This is a genomic window from Phenylobacterium sp., assembly GCF_036821595.1.
Lineage (GTDB): Bacteria > Pseudomonadota > Alphaproteobacteria > Caulobacterales > Caulobacteraceae > Phenylobacterium.
Genome location: NZ_DAISJG010000001.1, coordinates 169,307 through 186,628, shown reverse-complemented (window position 1 = coordinate 186,628; position 17,322 = coordinate 169,307). Strand labels below are relative to the sequence as shown.

Sequence of the window (17,322 nt, the reverse complement as noted above, 5' to 3'; positions counted from 1 at the left end):
GTCAGTCGGTCGCCCGGCGCCGGCGGGGCGCGGGCGCGGCCGCCAGCATGGCAAGCAGGCCCTCGCCGCTCAGCCACTCGTCATTGGTGTCGGAGGCGTAGGAGAAACCCTCGACCAGCCGACCGCCCTGCAGCGGCTCGCGGGTGTAATCCACGAAGGCGGGCTCGATAGCGTAGCGGTCGCCCAGGTCGACGGTGGAGCGCGCGTCGTCGGCCGAGATCATCATCTCGTGCAGCTTCTCGCCCGGCCGGATGCCGATCACCCGGGTGGCCAGGCCCGGGGCCATGGCGGCGGCTATGTCGACCACCTTCATGGACGGGATCTTGGGCACGAAGATCTCGCCGCCGCGCATCATGGCCAGCGACGAGAGCACGAACTCGACGCCCTCGTTGAGGGTGATCAGGAAGCGGGTCATCCGCGGGTCGGTGATCGGCAGTTCGGTGGCGCCCTTGGCGATCAGCCGCTCGAACAGCGGGGCGACCGAGCCGCGCGAGCCCACGACGTTGCCGTAGCGCACCACCGAGAACCGCGTGCCGATGTCGCCCGACAGGTTGTTGGCGGCCACGAAGGTCTTGTCCGACGCCAGCTTCGTCGCGCCGTAGAGGTTGATCGGGTTGCAGGCCTTGTCGGTGGAGAGCGCCACCACCTGCTTCACCCGGTTCGTCAGGCAGGCCCAGACCACGTTTTCCGCGCCCAGCACATTGGTGTGGATGCATTCGGACGGGTTGTACTCGGCGGCCGGCACCTGTTTCAGGGCGGCGGCGTGGATGACGATGTCGACCCCGCGCAGCGCCAGCGTCAGGCGCTCGCGGTCGCGCACGTCCCCCAGGAAGAAGCGCATGCAGGCGAGCTTCTCGGCCGGGAACCGCTCGGCCAGGTCGATCTGCATCTCGCTCTGCTTCAGCTCGTCGCGCGAATAGACGATCAGCTTGCGTGGGCTTCCCCGGGTGAGCACGGTCTCGACAAAGCGGCGGCCGAAGGAGCCGGTGGCGCCGGTGACGAGGATGACCTTGCCATCGAGGTCGAGGGTGGTCGGCGCAAATCGGCCCAAATGCGGGGCTCCACAGGCAGCGAATCTCTCAAGTCCGACCGAGCTTCGTCCCCGGGCGTAAAGAGAGCGCTAACCATGATCGGGCAGGCTCTGCGGCCATGAGACGCCGCAGCTTCCTTGGCCTGGTCCTCGCCGTCACGGCGCCCGCGACGGCCTTGGCGTCGGGCTCGTCCGAGCCGGCGGAGACCAAGAAGCGGGCCGGCGGCGCTTCCTACATCGTCATCCAGACGCTGGCGGCGACCACCAACAAGGGCGGCGGCCGCCGGGGCGTGCTGACCGTGGAATGCGGCCTCGACGTGCAGGACGCCGCGCTCCGCGCCCGCGTGGAGCAGAACCTGCCGCGTCTGCGGGCCGCCTACTACCAGACCGTCCAGACCTACGCCGCGGGCCTGCCGCCGGCGACGGCGCCCAACGCCGACTTCCTCGCCCAGAACCTGCAGCGCCAGACCGACGCCATCGTCGGCAAGCCGGGCGCGAAGCTCCTGCTGGGCGCCATCCTCGTCAACTGATCACATCGCGCTGATGCCGCCGTCGAGCTTCAGCTCGGCGCCGGTCATGAACCGGCTCTCGTCGGAGGCCAGGTAGAGCACCGCGTTGGCGATGTCGGCGGGCTGGCCGATGCGGCCCAGCGGCACCTGGCGGGCGAGCTTGGCCTCGGCCTCCTCCTTGCCGAACCGCTGGCGCAGCGGGTCGAGGATCGGGGTGTCGATGAAGGTCGGGTGGATGGAATTCGAGCGGATGTCGAGGCCCTGCTTGGCGCAGTGCAGGGCGATGCCCTTGGAGAGCAGCCATACGGCCGCCTTGGAGGCGTTGTAGACGGGCGTGTTGTGGGCCGCGATCAGGCCGGCGATCGAGCTTATGTTGACGATCGAGCCGGGCTGGTTCTGGCGCATGTACTTCAGGGCGTGCTTGGTCCCGAGGAACACGGAGTCCGTGTTGACGCCCATCACCAGCTTCCAGTCCTCGAAGCTGAGCTCCTCGATGTTGCCGCCGCGGCTGATGCCGGCGTTGTTCACCAGCACCGAGATCCCGCCCATGGCCGCGTCGGCCTCCTCGAGGGCGAAGATCCACTGGTCCTCCTTGGTGACGTCCAGCGGGAAGGCGAAGGCGGTCCCCGCGCCGTGGGCGGCGTTGATCTCCGCGGCCACGGCCTCGGCGCCCGGCAGGTTGATGTCGCCGAGGGAGACCTTGGCCCCCTCCTCGGCGAGCCGCCGCGCCATCGCCGCGCCCAGCCCCTGAGCCCCGCCCGAGATGAACGCCTTCTTGCCCGCGACCCGTCCCGCCATGTCCCGTATCTCCCTGTTCTTCTTCAGTCCGCGCCGGTGGCGCGCGCCGCCTCGTCCATGAACCGGGCGAGCGTCACGTCGAGTTCGGTGACCCCGTCGGCGTCATGGGTGGCCAGCGTCACCTCCACGCGGTTGTAGACGTTGAACCACTCCGGATGGTGGTCGAGCTTCTCGGCCATCATCGCCACCCGGGTCATGAAGCCGAAGGCCGCGTTGAAGTCGCGGAAGCGGAAGGTCCGGCAGATGGCGTCGCGCTCGCCCTCCGGCGACCACCAGTCCGGCAGGGACTTCAGCGCCTCGGCGGCGCCGATCTTCGCGGGCCGGCTCATGCGACCTCCTCGGGCGCGAAGTCGAGGCCGGTGGCGGCCGAGAGCTCGGCCAGCGTCTGGTCCACGTCCACCACCTTGATCGCCTTCATGCCCAGCCCCGCGGCCGGCTTGCAGTTGATGCCGAGGTCGTCGAGGTAGACGCAACCCTCCGGCTGCACGGCCAGGAGGTCGCACATCATCAGGTAGATGCGCGGGTCGGGCTTGCGGACACCCGCCTTGGAGCTCTCGATGATGGCGTCGAACAGCGGCATGACCTGGGCCATGGCGCCGGCCATCTTCTGCCCCTCGTCCTGGCCGGGGCTGTGCTCGGAGACGACGTTGTTGGTGATGCAGCCCACCTTGTAGCCGGCCGCCTTGCAGGCCTTGAGCGCCGCCACCATCCGCGGCCGCAGCCGGCCCGAAAGCAGCGGCAGGACGTCGGCGCCGCGCACCGGGTGGCCGAGCGCGGTGGATTCCTCGAGGAACAGGGCGTCGAAGCGGGCCGCGTCGATCTCGTTGCGCTCGAACAGGGCCCACGCGTTGTGGTCGGGATTGGTGGCGTTCACCCGCCGGATCAGGTCCTTCGGCAGACCCGCCTCGGCCTCGTAGCGGTTGAAGGCCTCGAAGGGCGAGGTCGTGAACACCCCGCCGAAATCCCAGATCACCGCCTCGACCGCCATCCGCACGCTCCTCTTGCCGGGCGCGGACGCTAGAGAGGCGGGCCCGGGCATGCAAGTAAAGGGCGATGCGCCCGTCCGCCCTTCCCCGCCCCGTCCGGCTCGGCCTCTACGGCGGCGCCGTCGCGGTGCTGCTCTGGCTGTGCCTGGCGCCCAGCGAGACCCTGCCGCAGCCGGAGGGCCTGAGCGACAAGTGGGAGCACACCATCGCCTGGTTCGTGCTCACCGCGAGCGGCCTCGTGCTGGCGCCGCGGCGGTGGCGCGCCATCGCCGGCTTCGCCCTGGCCCTCGGGGCCGCGGTGGAGGTCCTGCAGGCGACCCTGGGCTTCGGCCGCCACGGCGACTGGCGCGACCTCATCGCCGACAGCCTGGGCGTCGCGGCCGCCCTCGGCCTGTTCCTGCCGCTGCGCCGGCGGCTCGACCCGGCCCGGGCCGGCGCCTAAGCTGGCGCCATGACCGACCGGCCGTTCATCTATCTCGCCGCCCCCTGCTTCGGCGGCCAGGTGAACCTCTACTTCATGACCTCCGTGCTGCGGCTTCAGGAAGCCTGCGAGACCCGGGGGATCGGCCTGCACGTGGAACTCCTGGCCAGCGACGCCCTGATCACCCGGGCCCGAAGCCGGCTGGCCGCGGGCTTCCTCGCCCACCCCGAGGCGACCCACCTGCTGTTCGTGGACGCCGACATCGGCTTCGCCCCGGAGAACGTCTTCCGCCTGCTGGACGCGGGCAAGGACGTGGTCGCCGCGGTCTGTCCCCTGAAGCATATCGACTGGGAGAAGGTCCGCGCCGCGGCCAAGGCCGGGGTCGAGGACCTGCAGGCCGCCGCCATCGGCTATGTGGTGCGCTTCATCCCCACGCCGGACAATTCGGTCGAGGTTGAGGACGGCATCGCCCGGGTGGCGTACGGCGGCACCGGCTTCCTGATGATCCGCCGCGACGCCCTGCAGCGGATCGCCGACGCCCATCCCGAGCTCCGCGCCATCCTCGACGACGGCACGGAGGCGGTGATGGTGTTCGACACCCTGGTGGAGCCGGAGACCGGCCAGTACCTCTCCGAGGACTACGCCTTCTGCCGGCGCTGGCGCGACCTCGGCGGCGACATCTGGGCCGACATGGAGGCCCGGCTGACCCATGTGGGCCACGCGGCCTACACGGGCAGCCTCATCCAGGCGATGCGGCGCGGCTGAGCTATTCGGCCGGCGCCGCTACGGGCGCGCCGGTCGTCCCCGCCTGGCCGCGCTCCGCCGCGGACGTGCGCGCCGCCGCGCGGCGCACCGCCAGCGCCGCCTTGGTCTCCTCGTAGCTCCGCCGGTTGATGCTGTAGCGGGCGTAGAACAGGGCGGCGACCAGGCCGGGAACCGCCGCCACGACGCTGTCGGTCAGGGCGAGGTTGAACAGGACACCCTCCGGCACCTGGCCCGGCTGCGCCTTCTCCGGGAAGGCGATGAAGGTGATGATGAAGCCGGCGAGCGCCGCCCCGATCGCCGCGTCCATCTTGGCGGCGAGCGAACGTGTGGAGTAGAGCACGCCTTCCTGGCGGATGCCGTGCTTCAGCTCGTTCTGGTCGGCGATGTCGGCCAGGGCGGACATGACGCTGATCTGCAGGACGCTCATCGCCGCGTACTGGACGGTGGCGAAGGCGATCAGGATCGGCAGCAGGCCCGGGCTGCTCGGCGAGAGAACGCCCGTCATGCCGAGGATCAGCGGGATCGGCGGGACGATGGTGTAGATCAGCACCGACGAGATGATCGTCCGCTTCTTGTCGAACATCCCGTGCAGGCGGGGCGCGAAGACGAAGGCCGAGAGATACCCCACGAAGCTGCCGATGATGAACAGGCTGAGCTGCTCGGAATTCAGCTGCCAGTAGAAGGTGTTCACGTACATCCGGAGCGCCTCGCGCAGCCCCAGCATCAGCGACAGGAAGAAGTAGGCGATCAGCAGCCAGACGTAGTTGATGTTGGAGAGCGCCTTGCCGACGTCGCGGACGAACTCCGCGGGGCTGAAGCCGGGGGTGTCGGCGCCCCGCGTCGGCAGGTGCGGGATGCGGTCCCGCGTGAACCAGGCGGAGGCGAACAGGATCGCCACGACCGCGATGGAGATCGCCATGGCGTAGGTCGACCAGGGCGCGGGGTTCAGGATTCCGCGGGGATATTCCGGCGTCGACGGGAAGAAGATCCTGAGCGCCAGGGTGGTTGTGAAGGCGGCGCCCGCCCAGAGGAAGAAGCTGTTGTAGGCCATCACCTTGGACCGCTCGGTGTAGTCCCGGGAGAGCTCGGCCCCCAGCGCCAGGTGCGGCGTGTGGAAGAAGGTCATCGCTTGGCGCATCAGCACCACCGCCACCCCGAACCAGATCAGCAGGCCCGTCTGGCCGAGCCCGGACGGCGGGTTGAAGATCGCGTAGAGTGAAAGCGCGATGGGAACCGGGGCCGCGAACATATAGGGGTGCCGGCGTCCCAGCCGGGAGCGCGTGCGGTCGGACCAGGACCCCACGAGCGGATCGGAGATCGCGTCGAAGACGAGGCTCGCCGAGATCGCCAGCCCGGCAAGGTGCGCCGGCACGCCGAGCACCTGGTTGTAGAACAGCATGGCGAAGCTGGAGACCGAATAGAGCGCGATCGACTCCGCCGCGCTGCCCACGCCGAACGCGAGCTTGGTGTTCACCGGGAGGCGTCCGGCCTCCGATGACGAGGCTGTGGCCACTGGGTTCTTCCTCCGGGGCGCGTGCTCTCGGCCGGCCGCTCTCCCGCCTCAAGCAAGCCTCAAGCCGGGGCGGCCGTCAATCGAACTTTGGGTATGGTTTGCGCGCACTCCCCCGGGCCGGGCCCCGCCTTGCGCCGCGTCGGGCCCCCGGATCGCGCCCGGGGCATGCCCGCGCGGGTCGTGTCCGGCGCCGGCCCTCCGGTCGCGGGGGCGCCCGGGGGGCGCCGCGCCGCGCTCTGGCCTTCGCAACAGGCCGCCGCTAAGCAGGCGGCTCACGGTTTCCGGAGGTTGCGACACCATGGCTGGTCTCACGCGGCGCGTTCTGTTCCTGGCCGCGACCCTGGCGCTCTGCGCCGCGCCGGCCGCGGCCAGGGTCCGGCCGGTCGCCCCGATCCTGACGACGCCGGACGCGGTGGACGTCCGGTCCTACGCCGAGCCGCGCAGGGCGCGCGTCACCCACGTCGACCTCGACCTGGCGGTGGACTTCGCCAGCCGGACCCTGCGCGGGACCGCAGCGCTGGACGTGCTCGCCCAGCGGGGCGTGGACGAGGTCGTCCTCGACGCCCTGGGCCTCCAGATTGAGAAGGTGACCACGCCCGCCGGCAGGCCGCTGGCCTGGCGGCTGGGCGCCAGGGACGGCGACAAGGGCGCCCCGCTCACCGTGCAGCTCGGCGGCGCGAAGCGGATCGTCGTCACCTACGCCGCGGCCCCGGAGGCCAGCGCGCTGCAGTGGCTGCCGCCGGAGCTGACCGCCGGCAAGGCCAAGCCCTTCCTCTACAGCCAGGGCCAGCCGACCCTGAACCGCAGCTGGTTCCCCACCCAGGACAGTCCCGGCGTGCGCCAGACCTGGACGGCGCGCCTCGTGGTCCCTGAGGACCTCGTGGCGGTGATGAGCGGCGAGCGGCTGACGCCGAAGGGCGAGCCCGCCGGCCCCGGCAGGCGGGCCTACCGCTTCCGCATGGAGCACCCGGTCCCGACCTATCTAGTGGCGCTCGCCGTGGGCGACCTCGCCTTGCGCGAGCTCGGCGCGCGCACCGGCGTCTACACCGAGCCCGCCATGCTCGACCGCGCGGCCCATGAGCTCGCCGACACCGAGAAGATGGTCGAGGCCGCCGAGGCGCTCTACGGCCCCTACCGCTGGGGCCGCTACGACGTGCTGGTCCTGCCGCCGGCCTTCCCATACGGCGGCATGGAGAACACCACGCTCACCTTCCTGACGCCGACCTTCATCACCGGAGACCGGGCCAACGTCGGCCTGGTCGCCCACGAGCTGGCGCACAGCTGGTCGGGCAACCTGGTCACCAACGCCACCTGGCCCGACGTCTGGCTCAACGAGGGCTTCACCAGCTACGTCGAGAACCGGATCATGGAGGCGATCTACGGCCGCGAGCGCGCGGTGATCGAGGCCGACCTCACCTGGGACGGGCTGCAGGCCGACATCGCCGAACTGGGCGGGCCCGCGGACCCGCGCACCAGGCTCTACGGCGAGCCCGGCGGACAGATCGACTACTTCAAGGGCGAGACCTTCCTGCGGACCCTGGAGACCCTGGTCGGCCGCGCCCGCTGGGACGCCTACCTGCGCGGCTACTTCGACCGCCACGCCTTCCAGCCGCAGACCACGGCCGGCTTCCTCGCCGACCTGCGCAAGCACCTGGTGAAGGGGGACGCCGCGCTCGAGGCCAAGCTGCAGCTCGACGCCTGGGCCTACGGGTCGGGACTGCCGGACAACGCCGTCCACCTGCGCTCGCCGGCGCTGGCGGAGGTCGACCGCTCGGTGAAGGCGTTTGCCGACGGCGCGCCGGCCGCCTCGCTTCCCGCCAAGGGCTGGACCACCCAGGAGTGGCAGCGATTCCTCAACAACCTGCCGCGGAAGCTGAGCGCGACCCAACTCGCCGACCTCGACGGGGCGTTCGGCCTCTCCGCCTCGACCAACGGCTACGTCCGCTCGGCCTGGCTGGAGCTGGCGATCGCCAACCGCTACGAGCCGGCCCTGCCGTCGCTGCGGGGGTTCCTGGGCGGCGTCGGCCGCGGCCTGTTCGTCAATCCGCTCTACTCGGGCCTGATGAAGCAGGGCGACTGGGGCCAGGCTCTGGCCCGCCAGTACTTCGCCGAGACGAAGGCCACCTACCACCCGAGCCTCGCCGCCCGGATCGCGCGCACGGTGGCGGGCCAGCCGGAGCGCTAGCTCCGGCGCGGCGTGCGTTTCCGCCATGTGGCTGAAAACGCTGGCGCACCCGACACGATTCGAACGTGTGACCTTTGCCTTCGGAGGGCAACGCTCTATCCAGCTGAGCTACGGGTGCGTTTCAGCGGGATGGTGTCTCTAGCCGAAAGCCTCGCCGGCCGCAAACGGCCTTCCAGATTTCACGCGGGCAATTTTCCGAAGGCCCGGTACGGCTAGCTTCCCCGACGAAGCCGTCCGCGACGAGACGGCGCGCCGACATCAGGGGGAACACATGGTCATCGGATCCCGACACCTGCGCCTGGCGGCCGGCCTCTCCGCGGCTGCGGCGGCGGCGCTGGCGGCGGGCCTCGCGCTGGCCCAGGTCGCACACGGACAGGACGACCGGGAAACCCACCCGGGCAAGGCGGTCTACGACCAGTCCTGCGCCGCCTGCCACAACGCCCCGGAGGCCGGCAGCCGCGCCGCGCCCCTGGCCTCCCTGCGCAAGATGAGCGCCCAGACGCTGTCCACGGCCCTGACCTCCGGCGTGATGAAGCCGATCGGCGACCAGCTCACCCGCGAGCAGCTGCGCCAGGTGGTGGGCTACCTCGCCGCGCCCGAGGCGCCGGTGGGCACGGCCTGGATCGACGAGGCCATGTGCCCGGCCGACCGCCGCAAGGTGGAGCTCTCCGCGAAGCCGGCCCAGATCGGCTTCGGGGTCGACCTGGAGAACACCCGCAGGATGAGCGCCGCCCAGGCGGGGCTGAAGACCAAGGACCTCGCCAACCTGGAGGTCGCCTGGGCCTTCGCCATGCCGAAGACCTCGGGCCTGAGGGGCCAGGGGGTGGTGGTCGGCGACACCGTCTTCTACCCCGCGGGCCAGGCGAACCACATCCTGGCTCTGGACACCCAGACCGGCTGCGTGAAGTGGGCGACCCCCACCGAGGCGCAGGTCCGCAACAGCCTGGCCTACGGCCGGCTCGGCAAGGACGGGCCGCTCGGACTCGTCGGGGGCGACGCCCAGGGCAATCTCGTGGCGCTGGACGCCGCGACGGGCAAGCTGCTGTGGCGGGCCGACCCGCGGCACGACAAGACGGCGCCGCTGTCGGGCTCGCCGCTGATCCACGACGGCAAGATCATCGTGCCCATCTCCGGCAGCGACGTGGGCGCGGCCATGCGGCCGGCCTACGAATGCTGCAAGGGCCACGGCGCCGTGGCGGCGGTGGACGCCGCCACCGGCAAGGTGCTCTGGACCTGGCACACCATGGAGGACGCCAAGCCGCTCGGCCGCACCAACGCGCAGGGGGTCGCCGCCTACGGCCCCTCCGGGGCGCCGGTGTGGTCCAGCCCGGCGATCGACGTGAAGCGCGGCGTGGTGTTCGCCTCCACCGGCGAGAACACCTCGCCCCCGGCGACCAAGACGAGCGACGCCATCGCCTCCATCGACCTGGCCACGGGGAGGCAGAACTGGGTGTTCCAGGCGCTGGAGAACGACATCTGGAACATGTCCTGCCCGGTGGGCGTGGACGGCAGCCGGCCTCCGGGCGCCAACTGCTACTTCGCCAAGGACGGCAGCGTGCTGCTCGACCACGACTTCGGCGCGGGTCCGGTGGTGTTCCGCGGCAAGCGCGGGAAGGACGTGATCCTCGGCGGCCAGAAGTCCGGCGACGTTTGGGCGCTGGACCCGGCCAACGGCAAGGTCCTGTGGCGCCGGCAGTTCGGCAAGGGCTCCCCGCTGGGCGGCGTCCACTGGGGCATCGCCACCGACGGCGTGCGGGTGTTCGCGCCGATCAGCGACCCGAATGTGCCGAAGGACCTCTCGGCGGCGGGGATGCACGCGGTGGACGTCGCCACCGGCAAGGTGGCCTGGCAGTGGCGCGCCGAGCCCGACTGTGAGGGCCCGCGGGCCAAGGTGACGATCTGCGCCAACCGCTACGGCCTGTCGGCCGCGCCCCTGGTGGTGGACGGCGCGGTGGTGGCGGGCTCGCTGGACGGCCGGCTGTGGGTGTTCGACGCCGCCACCGGCAAGGTGCTGGCCATGCACGACACGGCGACCACCGCCTACCAGCCGGTGAACAAGATCCCCGGCGCCGGCGGCTCGATCGACGCGGCGGGCGTCTTCGCGGGCGGCGGCATGCTGTTCGTGAACTCTGGCTACGCCAGCTTCGGCCAGGCGGCCGGCAATGTGCTGGTGGCCTACCGGCCGAAGGGCGCGAAGTAGCGGTTCGGGAGGGGCGGGCCTCAGGCCCCCGTCACCTCGTCCCAGAACCGCTTGGCCTTGCCGAGGAAGTTGGCCTGCTTGGGGTGCTGCTGCTCCGAGCAGGTGCCGGCGAACTCGCACAGCAGCTCCTTCTGGCGGGCGGTGAGGCGGGTCGGCGTCTCGACGAACAGCTCGACCACCAGGTCGCCGCGCTCGCGCGACCGCAGCGAGGGCATGCCGCGGCCCTTCACGCGCACGGTCTTGCCGGTCTGGGCGCCTTCCGGGACCTTCACCGGGATCTTGCACTCGCCGTCGCAGTTGTCGCCGCCCAGCAGGCAGGGGGCCTCGATCTCGCCGCCCAGGGCCGCGACGGCCATAGGAACGGGGACGGTGCAGAGCAGGTCCAACCCGTCGCGCTCGAACAGCTCGTGCGGGCGCACCGACAGGAAGATGTAGAGGTCGCCGCGCGGGCCGCCCCGGGCGCCGGAGTCGCCCTCCCCGGCCAGCCGGATACGCGCGCCGTCGTCCACGCCGGCCGGGATGCGGACCGAGAGCATCCGCTCCTTGCGCACCTGGCCCTGGCCGCGGCAGTCCGAGCAGGGATCTAGGATCAGCGTGCCCGAGCCGCCGCAGCGGGGGCAGGCGCGCTCGATGGAGAAGAACCCCTGGGTGGCCCGCACGCGGCCGGCGCCGCCGCAGGCGTTGCAGGCGGTCGGGCTGGTGCCCGGCTTGGCGCCGGAGCCCTCGCAGGTCTCGCAGGTCATGGCCGCCGGGACGGTGATCTCCACGTCGGCGCCGGCGTAGGCCTGCTCGAGCGTGATCTCCAGATCGTAGCGCAGGTCCTGGCCGCGGGCCGGACCGCGGCTCTGCTGGCCGCCGCCGCGGCGACCGCCGAACATGTCGCCGAAGACGTCGCCGAACACTTCGTTGAAGATGTCATGGACGTCGTGGAACTGGGCCCCGCCCGCACCGCCGCCGCCCATGCCGTTGACGCCGGCGTGGCCGAAGCGGTCGTAGGCCGCCCGCTTCTGCGGGTCGGACAGGACGGAATAGGCTTCGTTGAGTTCCTTGAAGCGGCCCGCCGCTTCCTCGCACCCGCCATTGCGGTCGGGGTGGTGTTCCATGGCGAGCTTGCGGAAGGCGGCCTTCAGGGCCCCTGCGTCGCAGCCGCGCTCGACGCCCAGGATCTCGTAATAGTCCCGCATCAGACGCTCAGGCGCTCAAGGTTCTGTTGTTGGGAAGGTGGGATGGCCCCCGCCCGGCTGCAAGGCTTGCGGCCGAGCGGGCGAGGGCCCCTTTGTCGTGCTGCAGAAGCGGCGGCGACGTCCCCAGTGACGGCGTTCTCGCACTGGCTGCGGGAAGCCGCCATGGGGCGCGATGTCACGCCGACTTCTTCTGGTCGTCGACTTCCTCGAACTCCGCGTCGACCACGTCGTCCGAACCGCCGGCGTCGGAGGTCGCCTCGGCGCCCTCCTGGCCGGATTCCTGCTGAGCCTTGTACATGGCCTCGCCGAGCTTCATCGAGGCCTGGATCAGCGCCTGGGTCTTGGACGAGATCGCCTCGGCGTCGTCGCCCTCCATGGAGGACTTCAGCTCGTCGAGCGCCGTCTGGATGGCGGCCCGGTCGGCTTCGCCCACCTTGTCGCCGTGGTCCTTGAGCGCCTTCTCGGCGGTGTGGACCGCGGAGTCGGCCTGGTTCCTGGCGTCGACCAGGGCCTTGCGCTTCTCGTCCTCGGCCTTGTTGGACTCGGCCTCCTTGACCATGGCCTCGATGTCCGCGTCGGAGAGGCCGCCGTTGGCCTGGATGCGGATCGACTGCTCCTTGGCGGTGGCCTTGTCGCGGGCCGAGACGTTGACGATGCCGTTGGCGTCGATGTCGAAGGTGACCTCGACCTGCGGCACGCCGCGCGGCGCCGGCGGGATGCCCACCAGGTCGAACTGGCCGAGCATCTTGTTGTCCTGCGCCATCGGGCGTTCGCCCTGGAAGACCCGGATCGTCACGGCCGACTGGTTGTCGTCCGCGGTCGAGAAGGTCTGGGACCGCTTGGTCGGGATGGTGGTGTTGCGCTCGATCAGCGGGGTGAACACGCCGCCCAGGGTCTCGATGCCCAGGGTCAGCGGCGTCACGTCCAGCAGCAGCACGTCCTTGACGTCGCCCTGCAGCACGCCCGCCTGGACCGCGGCGCCCAGGGCCACGACCTCGTCGGGGTTCACGCCCTTGTGGGGCTCGCGGCCGAAGAACTCCTTCACCGTGTCGACGACCTTGGGCATGCGGGTCATGCCGCCGACCAGGATCACCTCGTCGATGTCGGTCTTCTTCAGGCCCGCGTCCTTCAGCGCCTGCTCGCAGGGGCCGATGGTCTTGGCGATCAGGTCCTCGACGAGGGCTTCCAGCTTGGCGCGGGAGAGCTTGATGTTGAGGTGCAGCGGACCCGAGGCGTTCATCGAGATGAAGGGCAGGTTCACCTCGTACTGGGTGACGCTGGACAGCTCCTTCTTGGCCTTCTCGGCCTCTTCCTTCAGGCGCTGCAGGGCCAGCTTGTCCTTGCGCAGGTCGACCGAGGTCTCCTTGCGGAACTCGTCGGCCAGGTAGTCGACGATCCGGAGGTCGAAGTCCTCGCCGCCCAGGAAGGTGTCGCCGTTGGTCGACTTCACCTCGAACACGCCGTCGCCGATCTCCAGGATCGAGACGTCGAAGGTGCCGCCGCCGAGGTCGTAGACGGCGATCTTCTTGCCGTCGTTCTTCTCGAGGCCGTAGGCCAGCGCCGCCGCCGTCGGCTCGTTGATGATCCGCAGGACCTCGAGGCCCGCGATCTTGCCCGCGTCCTTGGTCGCCTGGCGCTGCGCGTCGTTGAAGTAGGCCGGGACGGTGATGACCGCCTTTTCGACCTTCTCGCCGAGGTGCTGCTCGGCGGCTTCCTTCATCTTCTGCAGGATGAAGGCGGAGACCTGCTGGGGAGAATAGTCCTTGCCCTGGGCCTTCACCCAGGCGTCGCCCGTCGGGCCCTTCACGATCTCATAGGGCACCATGCCCTTGTCCTTCTCGACCATCGGGTCGGAGAAGTTGCGGCCGATCAGGCGCTTGATCGCGAACAGGGTGTTCGACGGGTTGGTGACGGCCTGCCGCTTGGCCGGCTGGCCCACAAGGCGCTCGCCGTCCTCCAGGAAGGCCACGACGGAAGGCGTGGTGCGCGCGCCTTCGGCGTTCTCGATCACCTTGGGCGTCTTGCCGTCCATGATGGCGACGCACGAGTTCGTGGTGCCGAGGTCGATGCCGATGATCTTGCTCATTGAGAGTCTTGCTCGCTCCTAATTGGCGGACGCCGCGGGTTGGCCTTCGATTGAAGCGCCCTGGTTGCGACGCCCCCGGTCGATCACTCGCCGCGAGGTTTCCTTTAACGGAAGCCCCGCGTCGCCAGCCGATATGGGGAAAATCGCAGGCCCTGCAAGGGCGAATGTCCTCAATCCCGACAAGGACATGGCCTCACCCCCGCCGCCAGGCGCGCTGCACATTGGCATAGAGCTCCGGCGGGTGCGGCGTCTTGGCGCCCCGCGAGGCCAGGAAGGCATGCTGCACGACCATCGCCTGCTGCTCGATGTTGAGGCCCGCGAAGTCCGGGCCGCCGGAGAGGTCATAGGCGTAGCTGGCCTGGCTGTCGCCGGCTTTGATCTTCGCCAAGAGAAGGCGGATCCCGTTCTGGGCCTGCCAGACGTGGGTGAGCTCGTGGACGAACACCGCCTGCAGGCCAAGGGGGGCGCGGGCGAAGTCGTCCGGCAGGCCCCCGGCCGGCCACACGATCAGGCCGGGGCCGGCCACGAAGGCGCGGTTCCAGAAGGGGATGGTCGCGATCCGCACGCGGGCCGGGTCAAGCCCGTCGCCGAACATCTCGTGGGCCAGAGCCCGTTCGCCGGGCGTCAGGCGTCTGAGGCTGAGCGGCTTGGCGGGCATGACGCCTCAACGCACGAGACGCCGGCGCGCACCGTCAGAACGGCGGGTCTTCCGCGGCGGGCGGGGGCGGCGGATTGGCCAGGATGTCGCCCACGCGGTCAGGCTGCGGAGCCTGGGTGGTCGGCGCGGCGGGATCGACCTTCGGCAGGGCGGCCTGCTCGGCAAGCCTGGCGGCCGCGGCGGCCTCCTCCCTGGCCTTCTTCTCGGCTTCGAGCCTGGCCAGCTCCTCGGGCGTGGGCTCCGGCGGCGGGGGCGGGCCCTCGATCCGCTCCTGGCTGAGCGGGACCGCCTCCACCGCCTCGATCGGCGCGGCCTTGCTGCCGTCGGCGCGCTCGCCGGGCAGGCGCCCGCGCGAGGGGGCGTTGGCGACGCCGAGCGAGAAGGAGCCGACGGCGATCAGGACGAGGCCGCCGGCGACCACCTGCAGCACCGGACGGGGCATGGACCAGTTCATGGGCGCGGACCCTAATGCGCCACGCGATCCTTCGGAAGCGCCATCGCGCCGCAATCCACCGCCGGGAAATGGCGGGCCAGGGTAAACGGCCGTTAACCCGCGGCGCGCCAAAGATGCCCTTCGATCACATCGGAGGCTGAGGGAGCGGCATGGCGCGGGCGGCGCGGAAGACGGGCATGGAGCTCTTCTGGCACATCGCCGGGCTCGCCTGGGCGCATCCCTCGACAGCGCGCCTGCGCGGCGGACTGACGGCGGCGGCCGGCGTCGCCGCGGCGATCGCCTTCGCCACCTACAACGCCGCCGACCCCAGCCTGAACGCCGCCGGTCCCGGCGCGCCGCAGAACGCGCTCGGCCGGGTCGGCGCGACGGTCGCGGACATCGGCGTGCAGTCGCTGGGCCTGGGCGTGGCGCTCGCCGCCCTGCTGATGGTGGTGCTGGGCCTGTCCCGCGTCACCGCCCCGGAGCCGGACCTGACCCGTGGACATATCCGCCTGCGCGCGCTGGTCGGGGCGCTGGGGGTTCTGGCTCTGGCCGGCGCGCTCGCCCTGCCCGCCCCGCCCGCCGCCTGGCCGCTGGCCAAGGGCCTCGGTGGTTTCTGGGGCGACGCCCTGCTGCAGGGCCTGGCCGGCCTCATCGACTGGGCGCACATCCCGCTCGCCAAGCTGATCGCCGGCGTCGTGCTGGCCGCCGGCGCGGCCGCCGCCCTGGGCTACGGCGTCGGCCTCTCCCGACGCGACCTGCGCGGGGCCGGTGAATGGCTCCAGCTCGCCCTTCAGCCGAAGCCCAGGATCGCGCTCGCGGTGAAGCCGGAGAAGGCGCCGAAGCCTCCGAAGCGGCCGAAGCGGGAGGCCGGCATCCCGACCGCCGCGCTCGACCCGGCCCCGGCCATGCTTGCCGACGACGATGACGACGACGTCCTGCCCAGCCCCGCGCCGCAGCTGAAGGTCAAGGCGCCCAAGCTGACGCCGAAGGAGAGCACGCGCGAGCAGCGGGAGGCCCAGGCCACCTTCGACTTCGTCCAGCCCGGCGGCTTCCGCCTGCCCGAGCTCTCCATGCTGGCCAAGCCCAAGCCCCGCGCCTCCCAGTTCGATGAGGGCGCGCTGCGCCAGAACGCCCAGCTGCTGGAGAGCGTGCTCGCCGAGTTCGGGGTCCGCGGCGCCGTGGACCAGATCCGCCCGGGGCCCGTGGTCACCCTGTACGAACTCGTGCCGGCCGCCGGCGTGAAGTCCGCCCGGGTGGTGGCGCTCGCCGACGACATCGCCCGTTCCATGAGCGTCGCCGCATGCCGCGTCTCCGTGGTGCCGGGCCGCAACGCCATCGGCATCGAGCTGCCCAACGCGCGGCGCGAGACCGTCTACCTGCGCGACCTGCTGGCGGCGCCCGAGTACGAGAAGGGCGGCCAGACGCTCCCCATGGCGCTCGGCGAGACAATCGGCGGCGAGCCCTACATCGCCGACCTCGCCAAGATGCCCCACCTGCTGATCGCCGGCACCACCGGCTCGGGCAAGTCGGTGGGCGTCAACGCCATGATCCTGTCGATCCTCTACAAGCTGCCGCCCGAGCAATGCCGGATGATCATGATCGACCCGAAGATGCTGGAACTCAGCGTCTACGACGGCATCCCGCACCTGCTGGCGCCGGTGGTCACCGAGCCGAAGAAGGCGATCGTGGCGCTGAAGTGGGCGGTCCGGGAGATGGAGGACCGCTACCGGCGGATGTCGAAGATCGGCGTCCGCAACGTCGCCTCCTACAACGAGCGCGCCAAGGAGGCCCTGGCCAAGGGCGAGCACTTCGAGCGCACCGTCCAGACCGGCTTCGACGAGGCCGGGCGGCCGATGTACGAGAGCGAGAAGATCCTGCCCGAGCCGATGCCCTACCTCGTGGTGATCATCGACGAGGTGGCCGACCTGATGATGGTCGCCGGCAAGGACATCGAAGGCGCCGTTCAGCGTCTGGCGCAGATGGCCCGGGCCGCCGGCATCCACGTGATCATGGCCACCCAGCGCCCGTCGGTGGACGTCATCACCGGCACCATCAAGGCCAATTTCCCGACCCGGATCTCCTTCCAGGTCACCTCGAAGATCGATTCGCGCACCATCCTCGGCGAGCAGGGCGCCGAGCAGCTGCTGGGCCAGGGCGACCAGCTCTACATGGCCGGCGGCGGCCGGATCACCCGCCTGCACGGCCCCTTCGTCTCGGACGGCGAGGTGGAGGCGGTGGCCAAGTTCCTGCGCGAGCAGGGCACGCCGCAGTACCTCGAGGAGGTCACCGCCGGCGGCGACGAGGAGGGCGACGAGGGCCCCAACCTCGGCTTCGGCGGCGACACGGGCGACGCCAACGACCTCTACGACCGCGCCGTGGCCATCGTGACGCGCGACGGCAAGGCCTCCACCTCCTACGTCCAGCGCCGCCTGCAGATCGGCTACAACCGCGCCGCCTCGCTGATCGAGCGCATGGAGCAGGAGGGCGTGGTGGGACCCGCCAACCACGCCGGCAAGCGCGAGATCCTGGCCGCCGCGCCGCCCTGAGGCGT

15 protein-coding genes and 1 tRNA gene are annotated in these 17,322 nt (G+C 70.9%); 6 read left to right on the top strand and 10 right to left on the bottom strand.

What is annotated here, in order from left to right; translation table 11 throughout:
* Position 1: 1 nt before the first annotated feature.
* On the bottom strand, positions 2 to 1,051 hold the full coding sequence (gene pseB / locus V7Z97_RS00955; RefSeq protein WP_334160786.1) for a UDP-N-acetylglucosamine 4,6-dehydratase (inverting): 1,050 nt from the start codon (positions 1,049 to 1,051) through the stop codon (positions 2 to 4).
* Between the two features lie 98 nt (positions 1,052 to 1,149).
* On the opposite strand from pseB, the gene V7Z97_RS00950 reads away from it, so the two are divergent.
* On the top strand, positions 1,150 to 1,560 hold the full coding sequence (locus V7Z97_RS00950) for a Tat pathway signal protein (RefSeq protein WP_334160784.1): 411 nt from the start codon (positions 1,150 to 1,152) through the stop codon (positions 1,558 to 1,560).
* Here V7Z97_RS00950 and V7Z97_RS00945 read toward each other — a convergent pair whose 3' ends face one another.
* The 3 genes from V7Z97_RS00945 to V7Z97_RS00935 are packed head-to-tail and all read right to left on the bottom strand — an operon-like array spanning position 1,561 to position 3,325.
* Entirely contained in the window at positions 1,561 to 2,337 is a 777-nt protein-coding gene (locus V7Z97_RS00945; RefSeq protein ID WP_325459389.1) for an SDR family oxidoreductase, read from the bottom strand.
* Between the two features lie 23 nt (positions 2,338 to 2,360).
* Positions 2,361 to 2,666 (bottom strand): 4a-hydroxytetrahydrobiopterin dehydratase, encoded by a 306-nt coding sequence (locus V7Z97_RS00940; protein WP_334160783.1) that lies wholly within the window; start codon positions 2,664 to 2,666, stop codon positions 2,361 to 2,363.
* The gene (locus tag V7Z97_RS00935; protein ID WP_334160781.1) at positions 2,663 to 3,325 is read right to left on the bottom strand and encodes an HAD-IA family hydrolase; all 663 of its coding nucleotides are present in this window, start codon (positions 3,323 to 3,325) and stop codon (positions 2,663 to 2,665) included. The genes V7Z97_RS00940 and V7Z97_RS00935 overlap by 4 nt, the downstream gene beginning before the upstream one ends.
* Before the next feature lie 65 nt (positions 3,326 to 3,390).
* Here V7Z97_RS00935 and V7Z97_RS00930 point away from each other — a divergent pair, with 65 nt between their 5' ends.
* Both V7Z97_RS00930 and V7Z97_RS00925 read left to right on the top strand, forming a co-directional pair.
* Positions 3,391 to 3,765, top strand: a complete 375-nt coding sequence (locus tag V7Z97_RS00930) for a VanZ family protein (protein WP_334160779.1) — start codon at positions 3,391 to 3,393, stop codon at positions 3,763 to 3,765.
* 9 nt (positions 3,766 to 3,774) lie between these two features.
* Positions 3,775 to 4,509, top strand: coding sequence for a hypothetical protein (locus V7Z97_RS00925; protein ID WP_334160778.1), 735 nt, complete (start codon positions 3,775 to 3,777; stop codon positions 4,507 to 4,509).
* Position 4,510: 1 nt separating this feature from the next.
* On the opposite strand, the gene V7Z97_RS00920 is transcribed toward V7Z97_RS00925, so the two are convergent.
* A complete protein-coding gene (locus tag V7Z97_RS00920; RefSeq protein ID WP_334160777.1) occupies positions 4,511 to 5,983 on the bottom strand; it encodes an MFS transporter in 1,473 nt (490 codons plus the stop codon).
* A gap of 337 nt (positions 5,984 to 6,320) precedes the next feature.
* Here V7Z97_RS00920 and V7Z97_RS00915 point away from each other — a divergent pair, with 337 nt between their 5' ends.
* Positions 6,321 to 8,207 carry a M1 family metallopeptidase gene (locus V7Z97_RS00915; protein WP_334160776.1) on the top strand — a complete coding sequence of 629 codons (1,887 nt, stop codon included), beginning with the start codon at positions 6,321 to 6,323 and terminating at the stop codon, positions 8,205 to 8,207.
* A gap of 41 nt (positions 8,208 to 8,248) precedes the next feature.
* On the opposite strand, the gene V7Z97_RS00910 is transcribed toward V7Z97_RS00915, so the two are convergent.
* A tRNA-Arg gene (locus V7Z97_RS00910) sits at positions 8,249 to 8,325 on the bottom strand.
* 153 nt (positions 8,326 to 8,478) lie between these two features.
* Between V7Z97_RS00910 and V7Z97_RS00905 the strand changes: the two genes are divergently transcribed.
* Positions 8,479 to 10,407 carry an outer membrane protein assembly factor BamB family protein gene (locus V7Z97_RS00905; RefSeq protein ID WP_334160775.1) on the top strand — a complete coding sequence of 643 codons (1,929 nt, stop codon included), beginning with the start codon at positions 8,479 to 8,481 and terminating at the stop codon, positions 10,405 to 10,407.
* Between the two features lie 20 nt (positions 10,408 to 10,427).
* Here the strand turns inward: V7Z97_RS00905 and dnaJ are convergent, their stop codons facing one another.
* The 4 genes from dnaJ to V7Z97_RS00885 form a co-directional block, all read right to left on the bottom strand.
* Complete coding sequence (dnaJ, locus tag V7Z97_RS00900) at positions 10,428 to 11,591, bottom strand: molecular chaperone DnaJ (RefSeq protein WP_334160774.1); 1,164 nt, start codon at positions 11,589 to 11,591, stop codon at positions 10,428 to 10,430.
* Between the two features lie 175 nt (positions 11,592 to 11,766).
* A complete protein-coding gene (dnaK, locus tag V7Z97_RS00895) occupies positions 11,767 to 13,677 on the bottom strand; it encodes a molecular chaperone DnaK (RefSeq protein ID WP_334160773.1) in 1,911 nt (636 codons plus the stop codon).
* A 193-nt stretch (positions 13,678 to 13,870) separates the two neighbouring features.
* On the bottom strand, positions 13,871 to 14,335 hold the full coding sequence (locus tag V7Z97_RS00890) for a hypothetical protein (protein WP_334160771.1): 465 nt from the start codon (positions 14,333 to 14,335) through the stop codon (positions 13,871 to 13,873).
* Between the two features lie 34 nt (positions 14,336 to 14,369).
* Positions 14,370 to 14,789: a hypothetical protein gene (locus V7Z97_RS00885; protein WP_334160770.1), complete on the bottom strand. Its 420-nt coding sequence runs from the start codon at positions 14,787 to 14,789 to the stop codon at positions 14,370 to 14,372.
* 149 nt (positions 14,790 to 14,938) lie between these two features.
* On the opposite strand from V7Z97_RS00885, the gene V7Z97_RS00880 reads away from it, so the two are divergent.
* Complete coding sequence (locus V7Z97_RS00880) at positions 14,939 to 17,317, top strand: FtsK/SpoIIIE family DNA translocase (protein ID WP_334160768.1); 2,379 nt, start codon at positions 14,939 to 14,941, stop codon at positions 17,315 to 17,317.
* Positions 17,318 to 17,322 lie beyond the last annotated feature (5 nt).